At 69.1% G+C, this 17,419-nt stretch carries 14 protein-coding genes and 1 other RNA gene; 5 read left to right on the top strand and 10 right to left on the bottom strand.

All coding sequences use genetic code 11. From position 1 onward, the window contains the following. Positions 1–3 precede the first annotated feature (3 nt). The 9 genes from rfaE1 to gyrA all read right to left on the bottom strand — a co-directional run bounded on the left by rfaE1 (position 4) and on the right by gyrA (position 11,478). Positions 4–933 (bottom strand): D-glycero-beta-D-manno-heptose-7-phosphate kinase, encoded by a 930-nt coding sequence (rfaE1, locus tag VFE82_RS18505; protein ID WP_325001809.1) that lies wholly within the window; start codon positions 931–933, stop codon positions 4–6. Between the two features lie 142 nt (positions 934–1,075). Next, the gene (lapB, locus tag VFE82_RS18510; protein ID WP_325001810.1) at positions 1,076–2,206 is read right to left on the bottom strand and encodes a lipopolysaccharide assembly protein LapB; all 1,131 of its coding nucleotides are present in this window, start codon (positions 2,204–2,206) and stop codon (positions 1,076–1,078) included. Further along, complete coding sequence (locus tag VFE82_RS18515) at positions 2,196–2,465, bottom strand: LapA family protein (protein WP_325001811.1); 270 nt, start codon at positions 2,463–2,465, stop codon at positions 2,196–2,198. Before VFE82_RS18515 ends, lapB begins: the two co-directional genes overlap by 11 nt. Before the next feature lie 55 nt (positions 2,466–2,520). Further along, positions 2,521–2,826: an integration host factor subunit beta gene (locus tag VFE82_RS18520; protein WP_325001812.1), complete on the bottom strand. Its 306-nt coding sequence runs from the start codon at positions 2,824–2,826 to the stop codon at positions 2,521–2,523. 100 nt (positions 2,827–2,926) lie between these two features. Next, positions 2,927–4,603: a 30S ribosomal protein S1 gene (gene rpsA, locus VFE82_RS18525; protein WP_325001813.1), complete on the bottom strand. Its 1,677-nt coding sequence runs from the start codon at positions 4,601–4,603 to the stop codon at positions 2,927–2,929. Positions 4,604–4,839: 236 nt separating this feature from the next. After that, a complete protein-coding gene (locus VFE82_RS18530; RefSeq protein WP_325001814.1) occupies positions 4,840–6,855 on the bottom strand; it encodes a bifunctional 3-phosphoshikimate 1-carboxyvinyltransferase/cytidylate kinase in 2,016 nt (671 codons plus the stop codon). Between the two features lie 10 nt (positions 6,856–6,865). Continuing rightward, on the bottom strand, positions 6,866–7,738 hold the full coding sequence (locus VFE82_RS18535) for a prephenate dehydrogenase (protein ID WP_325001815.1): 873 nt from the start codon (positions 7,736–7,738) through the stop codon (positions 6,866–6,868). Positions 7,739–7,740: 2 nt separating this feature from the next. After that, complete coding sequence (pheA, locus tag VFE82_RS18540; protein WP_325001816.1) at positions 7,741–8,823, bottom strand: prephenate dehydratase; 1,083 nt, start codon at positions 8,821–8,823, stop codon at positions 7,741–7,743. A 3-nt stretch (positions 8,824–8,826) separates the two neighbouring features. Next, complete coding sequence (gene gyrA / locus VFE82_RS18545) at positions 8,827–11,478, bottom strand: DNA gyrase subunit A (RefSeq protein WP_325001817.1); 2,652 nt, start codon at positions 11,476–11,478, stop codon at positions 8,827–8,829. A gap of 234 nt (positions 11,479–11,712) precedes the next feature. Here gyrA and ompA point away from each other — a divergent pair, with 234 nt between their 5' ends. From ompA to VFE82_RS18570, 5 genes are all read left to right on the top strand, one after another. Further along, positions 11,713–12,396: an outer membrane protein OmpA gene (gene ompA, locus VFE82_RS18550; protein ID WP_325001818.1), complete on the top strand. Its 684-nt coding sequence runs from the start codon at positions 11,713–11,715 to the stop codon at positions 12,394–12,396. Between the two features lie 121 nt (positions 12,397–12,517). Then, the gene (gene ubiG, locus VFE82_RS18555) at positions 12,518–13,228 is read left to right on the top strand and encodes a bifunctional 2-polyprenyl-6-hydroxyphenol methylase/3-demethylubiquinol 3-O-methyltransferase UbiG (protein ID WP_325001819.1); all 711 of its coding nucleotides are present in this window, start codon (positions 12,518–12,520) and stop codon (positions 13,226–13,228) included. Beyond that, positions 13,225–13,887 carry a phosphoglycolate phosphatase gene (gene gph / locus VFE82_RS18560; RefSeq protein ID WP_325001820.1) on the top strand — a complete coding sequence of 221 codons (663 nt, stop codon included), beginning with the start codon at positions 13,225–13,227 and terminating at the stop codon, positions 13,885–13,887. Before ubiG ends, gph begins: the two co-directional genes overlap by 4 nt. 28 nt (positions 13,888–13,915) lie before the next feature. Next, positions 13,916–14,288: a transfer-messenger RNA gene (ssrA, locus tag VFE82_RS18565) on the top strand. Between the two features lie 427 nt (positions 14,289–14,715). Beyond that, positions 14,716–16,497 (top strand): HAMP domain-containing sensor histidine kinase, encoded by a 1,782-nt coding sequence (locus tag VFE82_RS18570; RefSeq protein ID WP_325001821.1) that lies wholly within the window; start codon positions 14,716–14,718, stop codon positions 16,495–16,497. On the opposite strand, the gene VFE82_RS18575 is transcribed toward VFE82_RS18570, so the two are convergent. Next, positions 16,433–17,056, bottom strand: a complete 624-nt coding sequence (locus VFE82_RS18575; RefSeq protein WP_325001822.1) for a response regulator transcription factor — start codon at positions 17,054–17,056, stop codon at positions 16,433–16,435. The two genes, VFE82_RS18570 and VFE82_RS18575, sit on opposite strands and share 65 nt — an antisense overlap. Positions 17,057–17,419 lie beyond the last annotated feature (363 nt).

The raw sequence follows: 17,419 nt of genomic DNA on the forward strand, positions 1-17,419 counted from the left end.
GGCTCATGCGAACAGTTCTTCGTAGGACACGGTGGCGGTGCCGAACTTGCCGACCACGATGCCACCGGCCCGGTTGGCGATCGGCACCGCATCGCGCAGGCTCAGCCCGGCGGCGGCCATGGCGGCCAGCGTGGCGATCACGGTGTCGCCCGCACCGGTGACGTCGAACACCTCGCGTGCCTGCGCCTTCACGTGCAGCTCGCCCTGGGCGTCGTAGAGCGTCATGCCTTCTTCCGAACGCGTGACCAGCAGCGCCTGCAGGTCGAGCGCCGCGCGCAGGTTCTGGGCCTTGGCGCGCAGCTCTTCCTCGCCGCTCCAGCGGCCGACCACGTCCTGCAGCTCGGCCCGGTTCGGCGTGATCACGGTGGCGCCGCGGTAGCGGTTGTAGTCGGACCCCTTGGGATCGACCAGGACCACCTTGCCGGCCTGGCGGGCGCTGGCGATCATGGCCGGGATGTGGGCCAGGCCGCCCTTGCCGTAGTCGGAGAAGAGCAGCGCGTCATGGGCCGGCGCCAGCTCGGCGAAGGCCTCGCTCTGCATGGCGAGCACCTCGTGGTCGGGTTCGTTCTCGAAGTCCATGCGCAGCAGCTGCTGCTGGCGCCCGATGACGCGCAGCTTGACCGTGGTGCGCAGCCCCGCATCGCGCTTGAGGTGGGTGCGGATGCCGGTCTCCCGCAGCAGGGTCTCCAGCCGGTGCCCGGGCTCGTCGTCCCCGACCACGCCCAGGAAGCTGGCCTGGGCGCCCAGGGTGCTGACGTTGTAGGCCACGTTGGCGGCCGCGCCGATGCGCTCCTCCTCGCGGCTGACCTTCACGACGGGCACCGGCGCCTCGGGCGAGATGCGCTCCACCGCGCCGTGCCAGTAGCGGTCGAGCATCGCGTCGCCGACGACGAGCACGCGGGCGCGCGCGAGTTGGTCCTTGGTGGGCTTCATGTTCTGACGATCCTGTGGACGTGCACCTGCACCCGCGCGCTCGCTGCGCAGGCAAGAAGGTCGCGTGCGAAAGGGCTCCGGCCCTGCGGGCCGACGGGCGACGTTGCGACAGGCCGGGGGGCCCGGCGGCGGCTAGCGATGTTCACAGCTCCTCCACGCGTCGGGGCGGGTAGCTGTCCCAGGCCTGGCAGCCGGGGCACTGCCAGAAGTGCTGCTTGGCCTCGAAGCCGCACGCCGCGCAGCGGTAACGCACCAGCGGCCGCGCCGCATGTTCGAGTGCCCGCTGCACCTGCGGGTGGTACTGCTCGTGCTCGAGCTTCTCGCCGGCCAGCCACTTGCTGGCCGCGACCAGCGAGGGCTCGCGCTCCAGATGGCGGGCATACCACTGGCGGGCTTCGTCGGCCGGCACCAGGGTCACGATGGCCTCCAGCACGTCGAGGGTGGGGGACTGGTCGTAGCCGGCCTGCAGCATGACCAGGGCGCGCGCCTCCAGCCCGCACGCTGCGGCATTCTGGGCCAGCGGCCGGGCGATCAGTCCCAGCGAAGCCGGCGAGGCCTGCGCGAGCCGCGCGAGCGTCTCGAAGGCCGTGCGCCCGTCGCCTGCACGGCGCTGCAGCGCGGCAAGTTCGATCACCGGCCGGGCGGCGCCCGGGGCGATGGTCATGGCCTCGCGGAGCAGCCCTTCGGCCTCGGCATCGGCGGCATGTGCTGCGAGTTCGCACAGGTAATGCGCGCGGCGTCCGCTGAAGTTGCCCTGGCCGGCCGTCTCGAGCTTGCGTGCCACGTCGGCGGCCTGGGCCCAGTCGCGCGAGCGCTCGTAGATCGCCAGCAGGGCGAGCAGCGCCTGGCCCTCGTAGGCGGTGCCCTCCAGCTTTCGCAGCGCTTCCTCGGCCCGGTCGAGCAGGCCGGCCTTCAGGAAGTCGAGCGCCAGTGCGTGCTGGGCCCGGTGACGTTCGGCCCGGCTGAGGTCTCCGCGCGAGAGCAGGTGCTCGTGCACCCGCACCGCCCGCTCGTACTCGCCGCGCCGGCGGAACAGGTTGCCCAGCGCGAAGTGCAGCTCGGAGGTGTCGGGGTCGTTGCGCACGGCCTCGATGAAGGCATCGATGGCCTGGTCCTGCTGCTCGTTCAGCAGGAAGTTCAGGCCGCGGAAGTAGGCCTTGGGCGCCTGCCGGTTCTCCATGCGCAACTGGCGCAGGTCCAGCCGCGAGGCCAGCCAGCCGAGCACGAACGCGATCGGCAGGCCCCACAGCAGCCAGCTCAGGTCAAAGTCCATGGGCGTCCGAAGGGGTCGGGGGCGCCGCCGGCGCGGCCTGCCGCTGCGCCGCGGCGCGGTGCCGCCACCAGCGCGGGACCATGCCCAGTGCGCCGACCGCCAGGCCGGCGGCGAAGGCGGCCAGCACCACGAGCACGAGGGGGGCGCTCCATGCCGTGCCGAAGAAGAAGTGCACCGTGGCCGGATGCTGGTTGTTCAACGCGAAAGCGAACAGGGTAAAAAAAATGGCTGCCTTGAGCAGCCACATGAGGTATTTCATTGCGCTCCTCGATCCCGAGGAATTGTAGAAGGCCCGCAGGAGCCTTCGTGGCGCGTCAGCCGCGGCCTTCCATCTCCTCGGTGCGCTTGTCCACCGCCTCGCGCAGGGCCTTGCCCGGCTTGAAGTGGGGGACGCGCTTTTCCGGGATTTGCACGCTCTCGCCGGACCGCGGGTTGCGGCCCAGGCGGGGCGGACGGCGGTTGATCGAGAAACTGCCGAAGCCGCGGATCTCGATGCGGTGCCCCCGCACCAGCGCATCGCCCATCGCGTCGAGGATCGCCTTGACGGCGTACTCGGCGTCCCGATGGGTCAGCTGGCTGAAGCGGGCCGCCAGTTCTTCGACGAGGTCGGAGCGGGTCATGCGTTCTGGAAAAGCGGGGAAGAGCGTCCGGTGGTGAAGGCTGGGGCAGGCGGGGAGGGGAGGCCGCCGGCAAGCCGGCGGCCTCCGACGCGCCGGGACCTTACTTCTCCAGCTTGGCGCGCAGCAGCGCGCCGAGGCTGGTGGTGCCCGCGTTCTCGCGCGAGGACTGCTGGCTCAGGTTGGCCATCGCACCCTGCTCGTCGGCCATGTCCTTGGCCTTGATCGACAGCTGGATGTTGCGGGTCTTGCGGTCGATGTTGACCACCATGACGGTGACCTCGTCGCCTTCCTTCAGCACGTTGCGCGCGTCTTCCACGCGGTCGCGGCTGATCTCGGAGGCACGCAGGTAGCCCAGGATGTCCTGGCCCAGGTCGATCTCGGCGCCCTTCGGGTCGACGGTCTTGACCTTGCCGGACACCACGGAGCCCTTGTCGTGCACCGACACGAAGGTGGTGAACGGGTCGGCGTCCAGCTGCTTGATGCCCAGGCTGATGCGCTCGCGGTCCACGTCCACGGCCAGCACGATGGCTTCGACTTCCTGGCCCTTCTTGTAGTTGCGCACGGCCTGCTCGCCCGGCTCGTTCCAGGACAGGTCGGACAGGTGCACCAGGCCGTCGATGCCGGCGGCCAGACCGACGAACACGCCGAAGTCGGTGATCGACTTGATCGGGCCCTTGACGCGGTCGCCGCGCTTGGTGTTCTGCGCGAACTCCTGCCACGGGTTGGCCTTGCACTGCTTCATGCCCAGGGAGATGCGGCGCTTGTCCTCGTCGATCTCGAGGATCATGACCTCGACCTCGTCGCCCAGCGACACGATCTTGGACGGGGCCACGTTCTTGTTGGTCCAGTCCATCTCGGACACGTGCACCAGGCCCTCGATGCCGGGCTCGAGCTCGACGAACGCGCCGTAGTCGGCGATGTTCGTGATCTTGCCGAACATGCGGGTGCCCTGGGGGTAGCGGCGCGAGACGCCCATCCACGGGTCGTCGCCCATCTGCTTGAGACCCAGCGACACGCGGTTCTTCTCGGTGTCGAACTTGAGGATCTTGGCCGTGATCTCCTGGCCGGCCTGCACCACCTCGGACGGGTGGCGCACGCGGCGCCAGGCCATGTCGGTGATGTGCAGCAGGCCATCGATGCCGCCGAGGTCGACGAACGCGCCGTACTCGGTGATGTTCTTGACCACGCCGCGGACGATGGAGCCTTCCTTGAGGGTTTCCATCAGCTTGGCGCGCTCTTCGCCCATCGAGGCCTCGACCACCGCGCGGCGGCTCAGCACCACGTTGTTGCGCTTGCGGTCCAGCTTGATGACCTTGAACTCGAGGGTCTTGTTCTCGTAGGGGGTCAGGTCCTTGATCGGACGGGTGTCGATCAGCGAGCCCGGCAGGAACGCGCGGATGCCGTTGACCAGGACCGTCAGGCCGCCCTTGACCTTGCCGGAGGTGGTGCCGGTCACGAATTCGCCGGACTCCAGCGCCTTCTCCAGCGCCATCCAGGACGCCAGGCGCTTGGCCTTGTCGCGCGACAGGATGGTGTCGCCATAACCGTTCTCGATGGCGTCGATCGCCACCGACACGAAGTCGCCCACCTGGACTTCGGTTTCGCCCTTGTCGTTCTTGAACTCGTCGATCGGCACGTACGCCTCGGACTTGAGGCCGGCGTTGACGACGACGAAGTTGTGTTCGATGCGGACCACCTCGGCGGTGATCACCTCGCCGGCGCGCATTTCCGAGCGCTGCAGCGATTCTTCAAACAGGGCGGCAAAAGATTCAGACATTCAGGTTCCTTGCACGTCGCCAGGTTTCCAACGGCACCATTGCCGGAGTTTCTATGGCTGGGACGGCGGTCTTGTGCGGCTTGCGCCGCGGTTCGTTGATGAACCGCACGGCCATGCGCTGTCGCGCGAGGGGGGCTGTGCGGACCCGGTTGCGGCCTTGCGGCCACGCAGCCGCGAGGCTGCCAGTGGTGATGGCGGCCGCGGGCGGCTGCCACCTGTCCCCGACGAGGCAGCCGTCAGGCCGCTTCGCCGCCGGGCGCCGCGAACGGCTGCCTGGCTTCCCACCAGGACAGGACCCGGGCGACCGACTCGTCGACGGTCTGCTCGGAGTTGTCCAGCAGGAGGGCGTCCGGCGCGGGCTTCAGGGGGGCGACGGCGCGCTGTGAATCGCGGGCGTCGCGGGCCTCGAGGTCGGCGCGGAGACTGTCGATTGTAACCGCGACACCCTTGGCGATCAATTGACCGTGCCGGCGCTCGGCCCGGCGGGCCGCGCTGGCCGTGAGGAACACCTTCAGCGGCGCGTCCGGGAAGATCACGGTGCCCATGTCGCGGCCGTCGGCCACCAACCCCGGAAGGCGGCGGAAGCTCTGCTGCAGGGCCACCAGCGCGGTGCGCACGGCGGGCAGCGCCGACACGCGCGACGCGTCCATCCCGGCCTGCTCGGTGCGGATGGCGTCGGTGATGTCCTCGCCGGCCAGCAGCACCCGGCCGTCCGAGAAGCGGATCGCCAGCGCCTGGGCCATGTGGGCGATGCGGTGTTCGTGGGCCTCGTCGAACGGCAGGCCGGCGCGGTTGGCCGCCAGCGCCGTGATGCGGTACAGCGCGCCCGAATCCAGGTAGTGGTAGCCCAGGCGGCGGGCGGTTTCCGCAGCCAGCGTGCCCTTGCCCGAGGCGGTCGGCCCGTCGACGCAGATCACCGGCACCCGCGGCCCGGGCACCCTGGCCACCGAAAAGAGAGTCTCGAAGTAGTCGGGGAAGGTCTTGGCCACGCACTTCGGATCGTCGATCCGCACCGGCGCGCCGGCGGGGTTGAACGCCGCGAGCGAGAAGCACATCGCCATGCGGTGGTCGTCGTAGGTGCGGATGCAGGCGGCGCGCCAGGCCGTGGGCGGCGCCACCCGCAGGGAATCGGGACCTTCCGCCACTGCCGCGCCCAGCTTGCGCAGCTCGGCCGCCATGGCGGCGAGGCGGTCGGTTTCCTTGACCCGCCAGCTGGCGATGTTGCGCAGCGTGCTGGGGCCGTCCGCGTACAGCGCCATCATCGCCAGGGTCATGGCGGCGTCCGGGATGTGGTTGCAGTCCAGGTCGATGGCCCGCAGCGGCCAGGCACCTCGGGACACCTCGACCCAGTTCGGACCGCTGTCGACCTGCGCGCCCATCTGCCGGGCCGCCTCCAGGAAACGGATGTCGCCCTGGATCGAGGCCGAGCCGACGCCCTGGATGCGGATGCCGCGGCCGGGCACCGTCGGTGGGGCGATCGCACCCAGCGCGGCGAAGTAGCTGGCCGAGGAGGCGTCGGCCTCCACGTGCACGGCGACGGGCGAGCGGTAGCGGCTGCCGGCCGCAATGGTGAAGCGCTGCCAGCCGTCGCGGCGCACCTGGACCCCGAAACGCGCAAGGAGATCGAGCGTGATCTCGATGTAGGGCTTGGAGATCAGCTCACCGACGACCTCGATCACGATGTCGCGCTGTGCGACCAGCGGAAGAGCCATCAGCAGGGCGGTGAGGAACTGGCTGGACACGTCGCCACGGACCCGGATCGGCTGGTCGAGCCGCAGCTGGGGCTGGCCGATGCGCAGCGGCGGATAGCCCTCGTTGCCCAGGTAGTCGACGGCGCAGCCCAGCGGACGCAGGGCGTCGACCAGATCGCGGATCGGACGCTCGTGCATCCGGGCCACGCCGCTCAGCTCGAAATCGCCGCCCAGCACGGCGAGCGCCGCTGCCAGCGGCCGCATGGCAGTGCCCGCGTTGCCGAGGAAGAGCCGGGCCTGCCGCACCGGCCCGCGGGCGCCGAACCCCGTGATGTGGACGGTGGCCGGGCCGGCCGGCTGGACCGTGCATCCCAGCGTGCGCAGCGCATCGAGCATGACGCGCGTGTCGTCCGAGTCGAGCAGGTCGTGCAGCCGCGTGGTGCCGTCGCACAAGGCGGCCAGCAGCAGCACGCGGTTGGAGATGCTCTTGGAGCCAGGCAGCGTGACCTGGCCGCCCGCTGCCTCGAGCGCCGGAATGTCGAGGAAGGCGGTGTCGAACATCGTCTTCGCGTCAGGCCTTGCGGCTGCCCAGTCGCCAGCGCGAGCGGATGTCGCTTGCCTGGGCGATCGACTGCTCGAGCGCGTCGCCACTGCCGGCCTCGATCATGGCCTCCATCGACTGCAGCGTGCGCTGGAAAACTTGTGACTGGGCCAGCAGTTCCTGGCGGTTGGCCAGCAGGATGTCGCGCCAGACCTTGGGATCGCTGGCGGCGATACGGGTGAAATCGCGGAACCCCGGGCCGGCCAGCGAGAGGAAGGCCTCGCGCTGCTCCTGCGATGCGATGCCATTGACCAGGGCGAACGCGATCAGGTGCGGCAGGTGGCTCACCGCGGCGAATGCCGCGTCGTGCGCTTCCGGCGCCATCTGCACGACCGTGCAGTCGAGGGCCTTCCACAGCTCGACGGCGCGCGACAGCTGGGCCACCTGGGTGCGCTCGATCGGCGTGATGATGACCTGCTTGCCGGCGTACAGGTCGGGGTCGGCGTGTTCGACCCCGGAGACTTCCTTGCCGGCGATCGGATGGCAGGGCACGAAGGAGCCGACGTTGTCGCGCAGCACGCGGCGCGCCGAGTCGATGACGTCGCGCTTGGTCGAGCCCACGTCCATGATCAGCATGTCGCGGCTGACCAGGTGGCGGATCGCCTTCAGCGTGGCCTCGGTGGCGGCCACCGGCACCGCGACGAGCACGATGTCGGCGCCCGAGACGGCCAGCAGCGCGGAAGGCGCCTCGACGTCGATCACGCCCATCTGGCGCGCCCGCTCGGTGGTGGAGGGCGACTTGCTGTAGCCCACCACGCGCTTGACCAGGCCGGCGCGCTTGAGCGCCAGGGCGAACGAGCCCCCCATGAGGCCGCAGCCGATCAGACCCAACTGCTCAAACATGCTCAATCACCTGCAGGATACGTGCCGAGCACCTTGTAGAAGGCACACAGGCGCTGCAGGTCGGCCAGCGCGGCCGCGACGTGCGGCTGCGAGGGATGGCCCTGCATGTCGATGAAGAAGAAGTACTCCCACTGCCCGGACTTGGCCGGGCGGGATTCGAAACGGGTCATGGACACGCCGTGCTGCTTGAGCGGCACCAGGATGTCGTGCACGGCACCGGGCCGGTTGGGCACGGACACCACCACGCTGACGCAGTCCTTGCCCGATGCCTGCGGCGCCGACAGGGTCTGCGGCAGGCAGACCACCGCGAAGCGCGTGCGGTTGAAGGCGTCGTCCTGGATCGCGTGCGCCGCGATGTGCAGGCCGAACTCGCTGCCGGCGCGCTCGCCGGCGATGCCCGCCCAGGCCGGATTGCCCGCGGCCAGCCGGGCCCCTTCGGCGTTGCTCGACACGGCCCGGCGCTCGGCCTGCGGCAGGTGCTTGGTGAGCCAGCCCTGGCATTGCGCGAGCGCCTGCGGGTGGGCGAGCACCGCCTCGATGCCCTCCAGCGAGCGTTCCTTGCGCAGCAGGTGGTGCCGCACCAGCAGGCTGATCTCGCCCACGATGTGCAGCGGTGAGGCGAGCAGCAGGTCGAGCGAGCGCGTGACCACGCCTTCGGTGCTGTTCTCCACCGGGACCACCCCGAAGTCGGCGGTGCCGGCCGACGCCGCCTGGAACACCTCGTCGAAGCTCACGCAGGGCACATGCTCGATGCTGGAGCCGAAGAACTGCACGGCTGCCTGCTCGCTGAACGTGCCCGCCGGACCCAGGTAGGCCACGCGCTGCGGCGCCTCGAGCGCCCGGCAGGCCGACATGATCTCGCGCCAGATCGTGGCGACGTTGGCGCCCTTCAGCGGGCCCGGGTTGCGTTCCTGCAGCCCGTTGATGACCTGCGCCTCGCGCTCCGGGCGGAACACGGGCGAGCCCTCGTGCCGCTTGAGCTCGCCGACCTCATTGGCCAGCCCTGCGCGGCGGTTGAGCAGCGCCAGCAACTCGCGGTCGACGGCGTCGATCTCGGTGCGCAGCTGCGCGAGGTCCCTGGGCATGTCTCAGCCTTCGCCGTCCGTGGGAGCGGCATCGGCATCCGCATCGGCTGCGGTGTCGCCATCCGCGCCCTGCGCGTCGTTCTCGACGATGCGCTGCAGGCCGCCGAGCTTGGAACCCTCGTCCAGGCCGATCAGCGTCACGCCCTGGGTGGCCCGGCCGAGCTCGCGGATCTCGCTGACGCGGGTGCGCACCAGCACGCCCTTGTCGGTGATCAGCATGATCTCGTCGTCGGCATGCACCAGCGTGGCGGCCACGACCTTGCCGTTGCGCTCGCTCTGCTGGATGGCGATCATGCCCTTGGTGCCGCGGCCGTGGCGGGTGTATTCACCGATCGGCGTGCGCTTGCCGTAGCCGTTCTCGGTGGCGGTCAGCACGCTCTGCTGTTCGTCCTCGGCCACCAGCATGGCGATCACGCTCTGGCCCTCGTCGAGCATCATGCCGCGCACGCCGCGGGCCGCGCGTCCCATCGGGCGCACGTCGTTCTCGTCGAAGCGCACCGCCTTGCCGCCGTCGGAGAACAGCATCACGTCGTGCTTGCCGTCGGTCAGGGCGGCACCGATCAGGTAGTCGCCCTCGTCCAGGTCGACGGCGATGATGCCGGCCTTGCGCGGGTTGCTGAACTCGTCGAGCGCGGTCTTCTTGACCGTGCCCATCGAGGTGGCCATGAACACGTAGTGGTCGGCCGGGAAGCTGCGGAACTCGCCGGTCAGCGGCAGCACCACGTTGATCTTCTCGCCGTCGGCCAGCGGGAACATGTTGACGATCGGGCGCCCGCGCGAGCCGCGCGAACCGGATGGAACCTCCCAGACCTTGAGCCAGTAGAGGCGGCCCCGATTGGAGAAGCACAGCATCCAGTCGTGCGTGTTGGCGATGAAGAGCTGGTCGATCCAGTCGTCTTCCTTGGTGGCCGTGGCCTGCTTGCCGCGGCCGCCGCGCTTCTGGGCGCGGTACTCGGACAGCGGCTGGCTCTTGATGTAGCCCAGGTGCGACAGCGTCACCACCATGTCGGTGGGCGTGATCAGGTCCTCGGTGCCGATGTCCTGCGCGTTGTGCTCGACCTGGCTGCGGCGTTCGCCGATCTTGGTCAGACCGAACTCCTGGCGCAGGGCGGTGAGCTCCTCGCCGATGATGGTCGAGACGCGCTCGGGCCGGGCGAGGATGTCGAGCAGGTCGTCGATCTCGGCCATGACCTCCTTGTACTCGGCCACGATCTTGTCCTGCTCCAGACCCGTCAGGCGCTGCAGGCGCATCTGCAGGATTTCCTGGGCCTGCGTGTCCGACAGCCGGTAGAGGCCGTCCTGGCCCATGCCGTACTGGCGGTCCAGCCCTTCGGGGCGGTAGTCGTCGGCGTTGATCACGCCGCCGTCCGCCTTGGCGCGGGTGAGCATCTCGCGCACCAGCTGGCTGTCCCAGGCGCGGGTCATCAGTTCGGCCTTGGCCACCGGCGGGGTGGGCGACTCGCGGATGATGCGGATGAACTCGTCGATGTTCGCCAGCGCGACCGCCAGGCCTTCCAGCACGTGGCCGCGCTCGCGCGCCTTGCGCAGGTTGAAGACCGTCCGGCGGGTCACGACCTCGCGTCGGTGCTGCAGGAAGACCTGGACCAGGTCCTTCAGGTTGCACAGGCGGGGCTGGCCGTCGATCAGCGCCACCATGTTGATGCCGAAGGTGTCCTGCAGCTGGGTCTGCTTGTAGAGGTTGTTCAGGACAACCTCGGGGACCTCGCCGCGCTTGAGTTCGATCACCAGCCGCATGCCGGACTTGTCGCTCTCATCCTGGATGTGGCTGATGCCTTCGATCTTCTTCTCGTGCACCAGCTCGGCCATGCGCTCCTGCAGCGTCTTCTTGTTGACCTGGTAGGGGAGCTCGTCGACGATGATCGCCTGACGCTGGCCGCGGTCGATGTCCTCGAAGTGGCACTTGGCCCGCATCACGACCTTGCCGCGGCCGGTCCTGTAGCCTTCCTTGACACCCGAAATGCCGTAGATGATGCCGCCCGTGGGGAAGTCGGGGGCCGGCACGATCTCCATCAGCTCGTCGATGGTCGCGTCCGGGTTCTTCAGCAGATGCAGGCAGGCGTCGACGACCTCGTTGAGGTTGTGCGGCGGGATGTTGGTGGCCATGCCCACCGCAATGCCGCCCGAGCCGTTGACCAGCAGGTTGGGCAGCTTGCTGGGCAGGACCAGCGGCTCCTTCTCGCTGCCGTCGTAGTTGGGTCCGAAGTCGACCGTTTCCTTGTCGATGTCGGCCAGCATCTCGTGGGCGATCTTGGCCAGGCGGATCTCGGTGTAGCGCATCGCCGCGGCGTTGTCGCCGTCGACGGAGCCGAAATTGCCCTGGCCGTCCACCAGCATGTGGCGCATGGAGAAGTCCTGCGCCAGCCGGACGATGGTGTCGTAGACCGACTGGTCCCCGTGCGGGTGATACTTGCCGATGACGTCCCCGACAATACGCGCCGACTTCTTGTACGGGCGGTTCCAGTCGTTGTTCAATTCGTGCATCGCGTACAGCACACGCCGATGCACAGGTTTCAGTCCGTCACGCGCATCTGGCAGCGCACGACCCACGATCACGCTCATCGCGTAGTCGAGGTAGCTCCGCCGCATCTCCTCTTCGAGGCTGACGGGCAGGGTTTCTTTGGCGAATTGGGTCATGCGGGGAGGGCTGGCGCGGCGCTGAAACGCGAGATTTTACCGGTCGCGGGGCCTTGTCGCGACCCCGCAACAGATGCTGGGTAAAGCGGTTTTGTCCTACGGGGCGTCTGGACCGTGCGCGTTGATTGTGTAAGGACGTGTGGCACAATCAACCGGACGCTTTTGGTGAATGGTCACCTGAATCGTAGTTTTCACGCAGCGCGGCTGCGGCTTTTTCCCCTCAAGAGGAGAACCATGAAGAAACTGAACAAAGTAGCGCTGATGTTTGCCGCCGCTGCGCTGGCCACTGCCGCAGGCGCGCAGACCCGTGTCGCTGCCGCCGATGGTGGCACCCGCGTGGACAACTGGCAAAATGGCAGCGGCGAACTGACCTGGAAGAACGGCACCAACGAACTGTGCTGGCGCGATGCCAGCTGGACGCCCGCTTCCGCCGCCCGTGGTTGCGACGGCGCCCTGGCTCCGGCTCCGGCTCCCGTGGCTGCGCCGGCTCCTGCCGCCGCCCCGACGCCCGCCCCGGCTCCTGCCCCGGCCCCGGCCGCTGCTCCCCAGCCGCCCGCTGCCACCAAGGTGACCTACGCGGCCGACGCCTTCTTCGACTTCGACAAGGCCGTCCTCAAGCCCGAAGGCCGCGCCAAGCTGGACGATCTGGTCGGCAAGGTCAAGGACATCAACCTGGAAGTGATCATCGCCGTCGGCCACACCGACTCCGTGGGTGGTGACTCCTACAACCAGAAGCTGTCGGTCCGCCGCGCTGAAGCCGTCAAGGCCTACCTCGTGTCCAAGGGCATCGAGAAGAACCGCGTGTACACCGAAGGCAAGGGTGAGAAGCAGCCCGTCGCCGACAACAAGACCTCCGATGGCCGCGCGAAGAACCGCCGCGTGGAAATCGAAGTGGTCGGCACCCGCGCCAACCGCTAAGCCTTCCGGCTTCGCCACGAAAGGCCCCGCTCGCGGGGCCTTTTCCTTTGCGCAACAGAATCCCGCTCCACTCTTGTCCCCGCGAGCCGGTCGGTGGCGGCGGGGCGCCACAATCGACTCCATGACCGAAGGCACCCTGAACGCCGATCCGGCCGAGCTGGCCAAGTTTTCCGAACTGGCCCACCGCTGGTGGGACACCGAAAGTGAGTTCCGTCCGCTGCACCAGATCAATCCGCTGCGCCTGGGCTGGATCGAATCGATGGTGCCACTGGCGGGCAAGCGCGTGCTGGACGTGGGGTGCGGCGGCGGCATCCTGGCGGATTCCATGGCCCGCCGAGGAGCGCAGGTGCTGGGGATCGACCTGGCCACCAAGGCCCTGCGCGTCGCCCAGCTGCATGCCCTGGAGGCCGGGACGCCTGGCATCGCCTACCGCGAGGTGAGCGTCGAGGCGCTAGCCGCCGAGCAGCCCGGCCAGTACGACGTGGTCACCTGCATGGAGATGCTGGAGCACGTCCCCGATCCCGCCTCGGTGGTGCGGGCGTGCTCGGCGCTGGCCAAGCCGGGCGGCTGGGTGTTCTTCTCCACCATCCACCGCAACCCCAAATCGTTCCTGTTCGCGATCGTTGGCGCCGAGTACGTGCTGAACCTGCTGCCGCGGGGCACCCACGAGTACCTGAAGTTCATCCGGCCCGCCGAACTCGCGGCGTACTCGCGGGAGGCCGGCCTGGACTGGGCCGCAACGCGCGGCCTCTCGTACAACCCGCTCAGCCGGCGTTATCGCTTGAGCGACGACACCTCGGTCAACTACTGGGTCGCGACCCGCAAGCCATGACCTTCAGCCGTGTTCGCGCGGTGCTGTTCGACCTGGACGGCACGCTGATCGACAGTGCGCCGGATCTGGGCGCCGCCGCCGACCGGATGCGGGTGGCGCGCGGCCTGCCATCGCTCCCGCTTGATGACTACCGCCCGATGGCCGGCGCCGGCGCACGGGGCATGCTCGGCATTGCCTTCGGCATGACACCCGAGCACCCCGAGTTCGCCCACCTGCGCGAGGAGTTCTTCCGCAACTATGAAAGCCGGATGACCGAGAACACCCGGGCATTCGACGGCGTCGAGGCGCTGGTGCAGGCACTGCTGCAACGCGGACTGGACTGGGGCGTGGTCACGAACAAGTCGATGCGCTTCACCGGACCGCTGACCGCCGCCATGCCACTGTTCGCCACCGCGCGGGCGGTGGTCGGGGGCGACAGCACGCCGCATTCGAAACCGCATCCGGAGCCGCTGTTCGAAGCGGCTCGGCGGCTCGGCCTGGCACCAGAGGTGTGTGTCTATGTCGGCGACGACGAGCGCGACATCATCGCGGGCCGGGCCGCCGGCATGCCGACGGTGGCGGCGACCTACGGCTACCTCGGCGGTCGTCCCGACGTCGACAGCTGGCGGGCCGACGCCAGCATTTCCTCACCATTGGCGCTGCTGGATCTCTTGAAGTGAGCGCGCAGGGCCTAAAATACCGGGTCCTGGGGCTGCACTGGTTTCGACGTGGGTTCGGACACGCAGCAGGGCATGTCGAGGTTCAGTCACCTCGTTAATCCGCTGAAACCAAGTAACTGCAAACGACGAACGTTTCGCACTCGCCGCTTAAACACCGGTGAGCCTCACAACAGTTGGCCGATGGGCTGGGCAAGGGGCGCAAGCTCCCGGCTGTGAGGGAATCTACATTGGCTGGTCCCGATCCGGGTGCCTTGGATCGGGACGAGAACATAGGGCACTGGCGGCCTGGGTAGCGTGCGTCTGCGCGACTCCGGCGGCGAGATCCAAATCAGAGCGCTAAACATGTAGAACTGCGCGGAGAAGGCTTGCGGACGCGGGTTCAATTCCCGCCAGCTCCACCACCACAGCGTTGAAGGCCGTCCAGTGACATCCACTGGGCGGCCTTTTTCCTTTGTGGTCAGGCACTTGCAGTCCACCGACCTCCGGGGCCGTCGTTTTGACATCCAGCAGAGCCCTGGGGGAGCCATCCGGGCAACACGATGAAAAGTGGCCGGGGAACCAGGTCCTATTCCCTGGTCTGGCTGGATCGCCCCGATGCTCACCGACACACACTGCAAGAACGCTGTCTGCCCTGCAGACAAGCGCGGCTCAAGACGGCGGACGGGTGGGCTCTACCCGGCGGTGAGTCCCGGCGGAAGGGGTTCGGCGAACGCTTGCCGAAAAGCGCAGGTGCGGGTGCTCGTCCAGCCGTACGACTTTGGTCGAACCGCACGCTGCCGAAGATCGGTGCGTGCCGGGTCTCGGCCCGGCGGCGCCGATACTGCAGCCATGCTCAGCTGGTTCACCATCCCCGATGCGGCTCGCGAGCGGCCGGTGTTCGCCGTGATGTTCCGCTGCGCGCTGCAGGGCGCGCGCAGCGGCCTCGTGGGCGGCACGCTGCTCGCGGGGGCCATGGTCTGGATGTTCTGGGAGCAGCGCACGCGCCCGCAGGCCCTGGCCTGGATGGCTGCCGTCGTGCTGGTGATCGCCTCCCGCGTCCTGATGCTGCGCCGGTGGGGCCGGCTTTCCGATGACCAGGTCGGTCAGCCGCAATGCCGCGCGATGGTGCTGGGCTATCTCACCGCGGGCGTGACCTGGGGCCTGGCGGGCTGGGTCTTCCATCCGCACGCGCCCGACTGGGCGCGCTATGCGCTGGTGGCCTCGCAATACACGATGCTGGTCATGTCGGTCGTGGCGCTGTCCTGGTACCTCCCGGCCTTCGTCGCCTTTGCCACGCCCGCCGCGCTGCTCATTCCGGTTCCATGGCTCCTGCATTCGCCGCACGTGGGCTGGGTCGTGGCGATCGGCACCCTGTTCAACTACGGCGCGTGGCTGGCGTTCGCAAGGCGGCACGCCACCACGCAGGCCGACTCTCTTCGGATCCGTTTCGAACGGCAGGAACTGGTCCAGCAGCTGGAGCGGCATGCGCAGGACATGGAACTTGCGCATCGCGCGAAAACGCGCTTCCTCGCGTCGGCCAGCCATGACCTGCGGCAGCCGTTGCACGGGATGGCGCTGCTGCTGTCGGGTGCCCGGCAGGGCGGCCGCGGCCTGGCGGCCGCCTCGGTTCCGGCGATGGAGGCCATGGTCCGCTCGCTGGAGGAGATCCTGGATTCCTTCATCGAGGCCGCCCGCACGGAAGCGCCGCACCCCGAACTGCCGCTGCAACCCTGCGATGCGCAGGCGCAAGTCGACCAGGTGGTGGAGGAGCTCGCCCCCCTGGCTGCCCAGGCGCAGCTGTCTCTGCGCGTCCACCGCCAGGCCGGCGTGGTCCGGTCCCACCCCGGTGCGCTGCTGCGCATCGTGCGCAACCTGCTGTCGAACGCGCTGAAGTACACCGATGCGGGCGGCGTGCTGGTCGCCCTTCGCAAGCACGGCCCCACGCTGCGGCTGGAGGTGTGGGACACCGGTCCCGGCATCGCCGCGCAGGACCTGGAGCGTGTTTTCCGGCCGTTCGAGCGGGCGGGCGCCCGCGGCGCACCAGGCGCGGGTCTGGGCCTGGCGGTTGTGCGGCAGCTGTGCGACGCACTGGGCCATCGCGTGGAAGTCCTGTCGCGCCCGGGCCGGGGCAGTCTGTTTCGCGTCAGCCTCGGCGCTTGCGCGCCTGCCATGGTGCCGGCGGCCGGGACCGCGCCGGCGACGGACGCAGAGGCGCTGCCGGTCCTGCAGGAAGACCGTGGGCCGGGCATCCTGCTGCTGGTGCGCGACCCCGTGCTTCGCGAGCACACCGCTGGCTTGCTGGACCACTGGGAGCTGCCCTGGCAGCCCGTGGACGACGTCGCCGTCGGTGCGCGGGTGTTGCAGGCCGGTGGCGGGCGGCTCGTGCTGGTCGACGCGGCCGCCGTGCGGGAGCACGGCGGGTTCGAGGTCCTGCTGGCGCAGGCGGCGCTGCCCTGCGTCTGGCTCGGCCAGGCACCGTCCGGGAGCATGCCGTCGCCGTCCGCTTCGGCGGCTCCCGTGGTCGAGTTGAGGCTGCCCCTGGAGCCGGTCGCCCTGCGGGCGGCCGTCAATCGCCTGCTGCGTCCCGCGGCTGTCGCAGCGTCGCCGCGATCGCCTGAGAACGCGAGTTGACCTTCAGCACCCGGAAGATCTGCGTCAGATGCGCCTTGACGGTGGCCTCCGTCAGGCCGAGCTCCGCCCCGATCTGCTTGTTGGACAAGCCGCGGCACACCGCGCCGAGCACTTCCTGCTGCCGCTCGCCCAAGAGCGGCTGTGCCGCACATGCGCTCCGCACCACCGCGGCCCGCGGCCAGTAGCTGCCACCGGTCAGCAGCAGGCGCATTGCGTTCTCCGTCAGCTCCGCGTTGGTCGACTTGGGGATGTAGCCCACCAGCCCCAGCGCCATCGCCCTGCGCACCACGGCCGGATCTTCCTCGCTGGACACGATCGCCACGGGAAGCAGGGGACGCAAGGCCAGGACTTCCTCGGCGGTGCGCAATCCCTGGCCGTCCGGGAGATTCAGGTCCAGCAACAGCAGGTCGAGCTCGGGTTCCTCGCGCGCGACCGAGAGCGTGGCCAGGCGGGAGGACGCCTCCAGCACGACCGTTCCGGGCAGCAGGTGCTGGAGCAGCCGGACCAAGCCCATGCGGATGATCGCGTGGTCGTCGGTGATCAGGATCTTCTTGAGCACTTCGGCCGCAGGTCTGGCGAGAGGACACGCAGGCCGAGGCCGAAAGGCCCTCCGTGCGCCGGCGCAGCTGCTGGATCTTGCATCATCGTCGGGACCGCGGGGATGGGATGCCAGCGGCGCCGAAAGCATAGCCTGCGAGGGCGGCCGGCAGTCCGGGGCCCCCGCGTGCGCCCCGGGCCGTGCCAGCGGGGTATCCCGTGCCGCGCGCCGCACTCCGCGGCAGATTCGACCAAAGTCGAGTGGCCCGGGAACGGCCGTGCCCGTAGACTTCGCACTCCAGCCGCAACCGGATGTCCGAGTCGGACGTCCCCCGCGATCACATCCCGCGCATGGGGCCCGGCCCGGCGATGACACACGAGGAGA

Origin of the sequence: Ramlibacter sp., assembly GCF_035655895.1 — a bacterium.
Classification (GTDB): Bacteria; Pseudomonadota; Gammaproteobacteria; order Burkholderiales; family Burkholderiaceae_C; genus Ramlibacter.

Excerpts from the sequence above, each read along its gene's own strand:
- gyrA (WP_325001817.1), bottom strand. The coding sequence starts at position 11,478 with ATGACCCAATTCGCCAAAGAAACCCTGCCCGTCAGCCTCGAAGAGGAG.
- pheA (WP_325001816.1), bottom strand. The coding sequence starts at position 8,823 with ATGCCCAGGGACCTCGCGCAGCTGCGCACCGAGATCGACGCCGTCGAC.
- VFE82_RS18535 (WP_325001815.1), bottom strand. The coding sequence starts at position 7,738 with ATGTTTGAGCAGTTGGGTCTGATCGGCTGCGGCCTCATGGGGGGCTCG.
- VFE82_RS18570 (WP_325001821.1), top strand. The coding sequence starts at position 14,716 with ATGCTCAGCTGGTTCACCATCCCCGATGCGGCTCGCGAGCGGCCGGTG.
- VFE82_RS18520 (WP_325001812.1), bottom strand. The coding sequence starts at position 2,826 with ATGACCCGCTCCGACCTCGTCGAAGAACTGGCGGCCCGCTTCAGCCAG.
- rfaE1 (WP_325001809.1), bottom strand. The coding sequence starts at position 933 with ATGAAGCCCACCAAGGACCAACTCGCGCGCGCCCGCGTGCTCGTCGTC.
- ubiG (WP_325001819.1), top strand. The coding sequence starts at position 12,518 with ATGACCGAAGGCACCCTGAACGCCGATCCGGCCGAGCTGGCCAAGTTT.
- gph (WP_325001820.1), top strand. The coding sequence starts at position 13,225 with ATGACCTTCAGCCGTGTTCGCGCGGTGCTGTTCGACCTGGACGGCACG.
- VFE82_RS18530 (WP_325001814.1), bottom strand. The coding sequence starts at position 6,855 with ATGTTCGACACCGCCTTCCTCGACATTCCGGCGCTCGAGGCAGCGGGC.
- ompA (WP_325001818.1), top strand. The coding sequence starts at position 11,713 with ATGAAGAAACTGAACAAAGTAGCGCTGATGTTTGCCGCCGCTGCGCTG.
- rpsA (WP_325001813.1), bottom strand. The coding sequence starts at position 4,603 with ATGTCTGAATCTTTTGCCGCCCTGTTTGAAGAATCGCTGCAGCGCTCG.
- lapB (WP_325001810.1), bottom strand. The coding sequence starts at position 2,206 with ATGGACTTTGACCTGAGCTGGCTGCTGTGGGGCCTGCCGATCGCGTTC.
- VFE82_RS18515 (WP_325001811.1), bottom strand. The coding sequence starts at position 2,465 with ATGAAATACCTCATGTGGCTGCTCAAGGCAGCCATTTTTTTTACCCTG.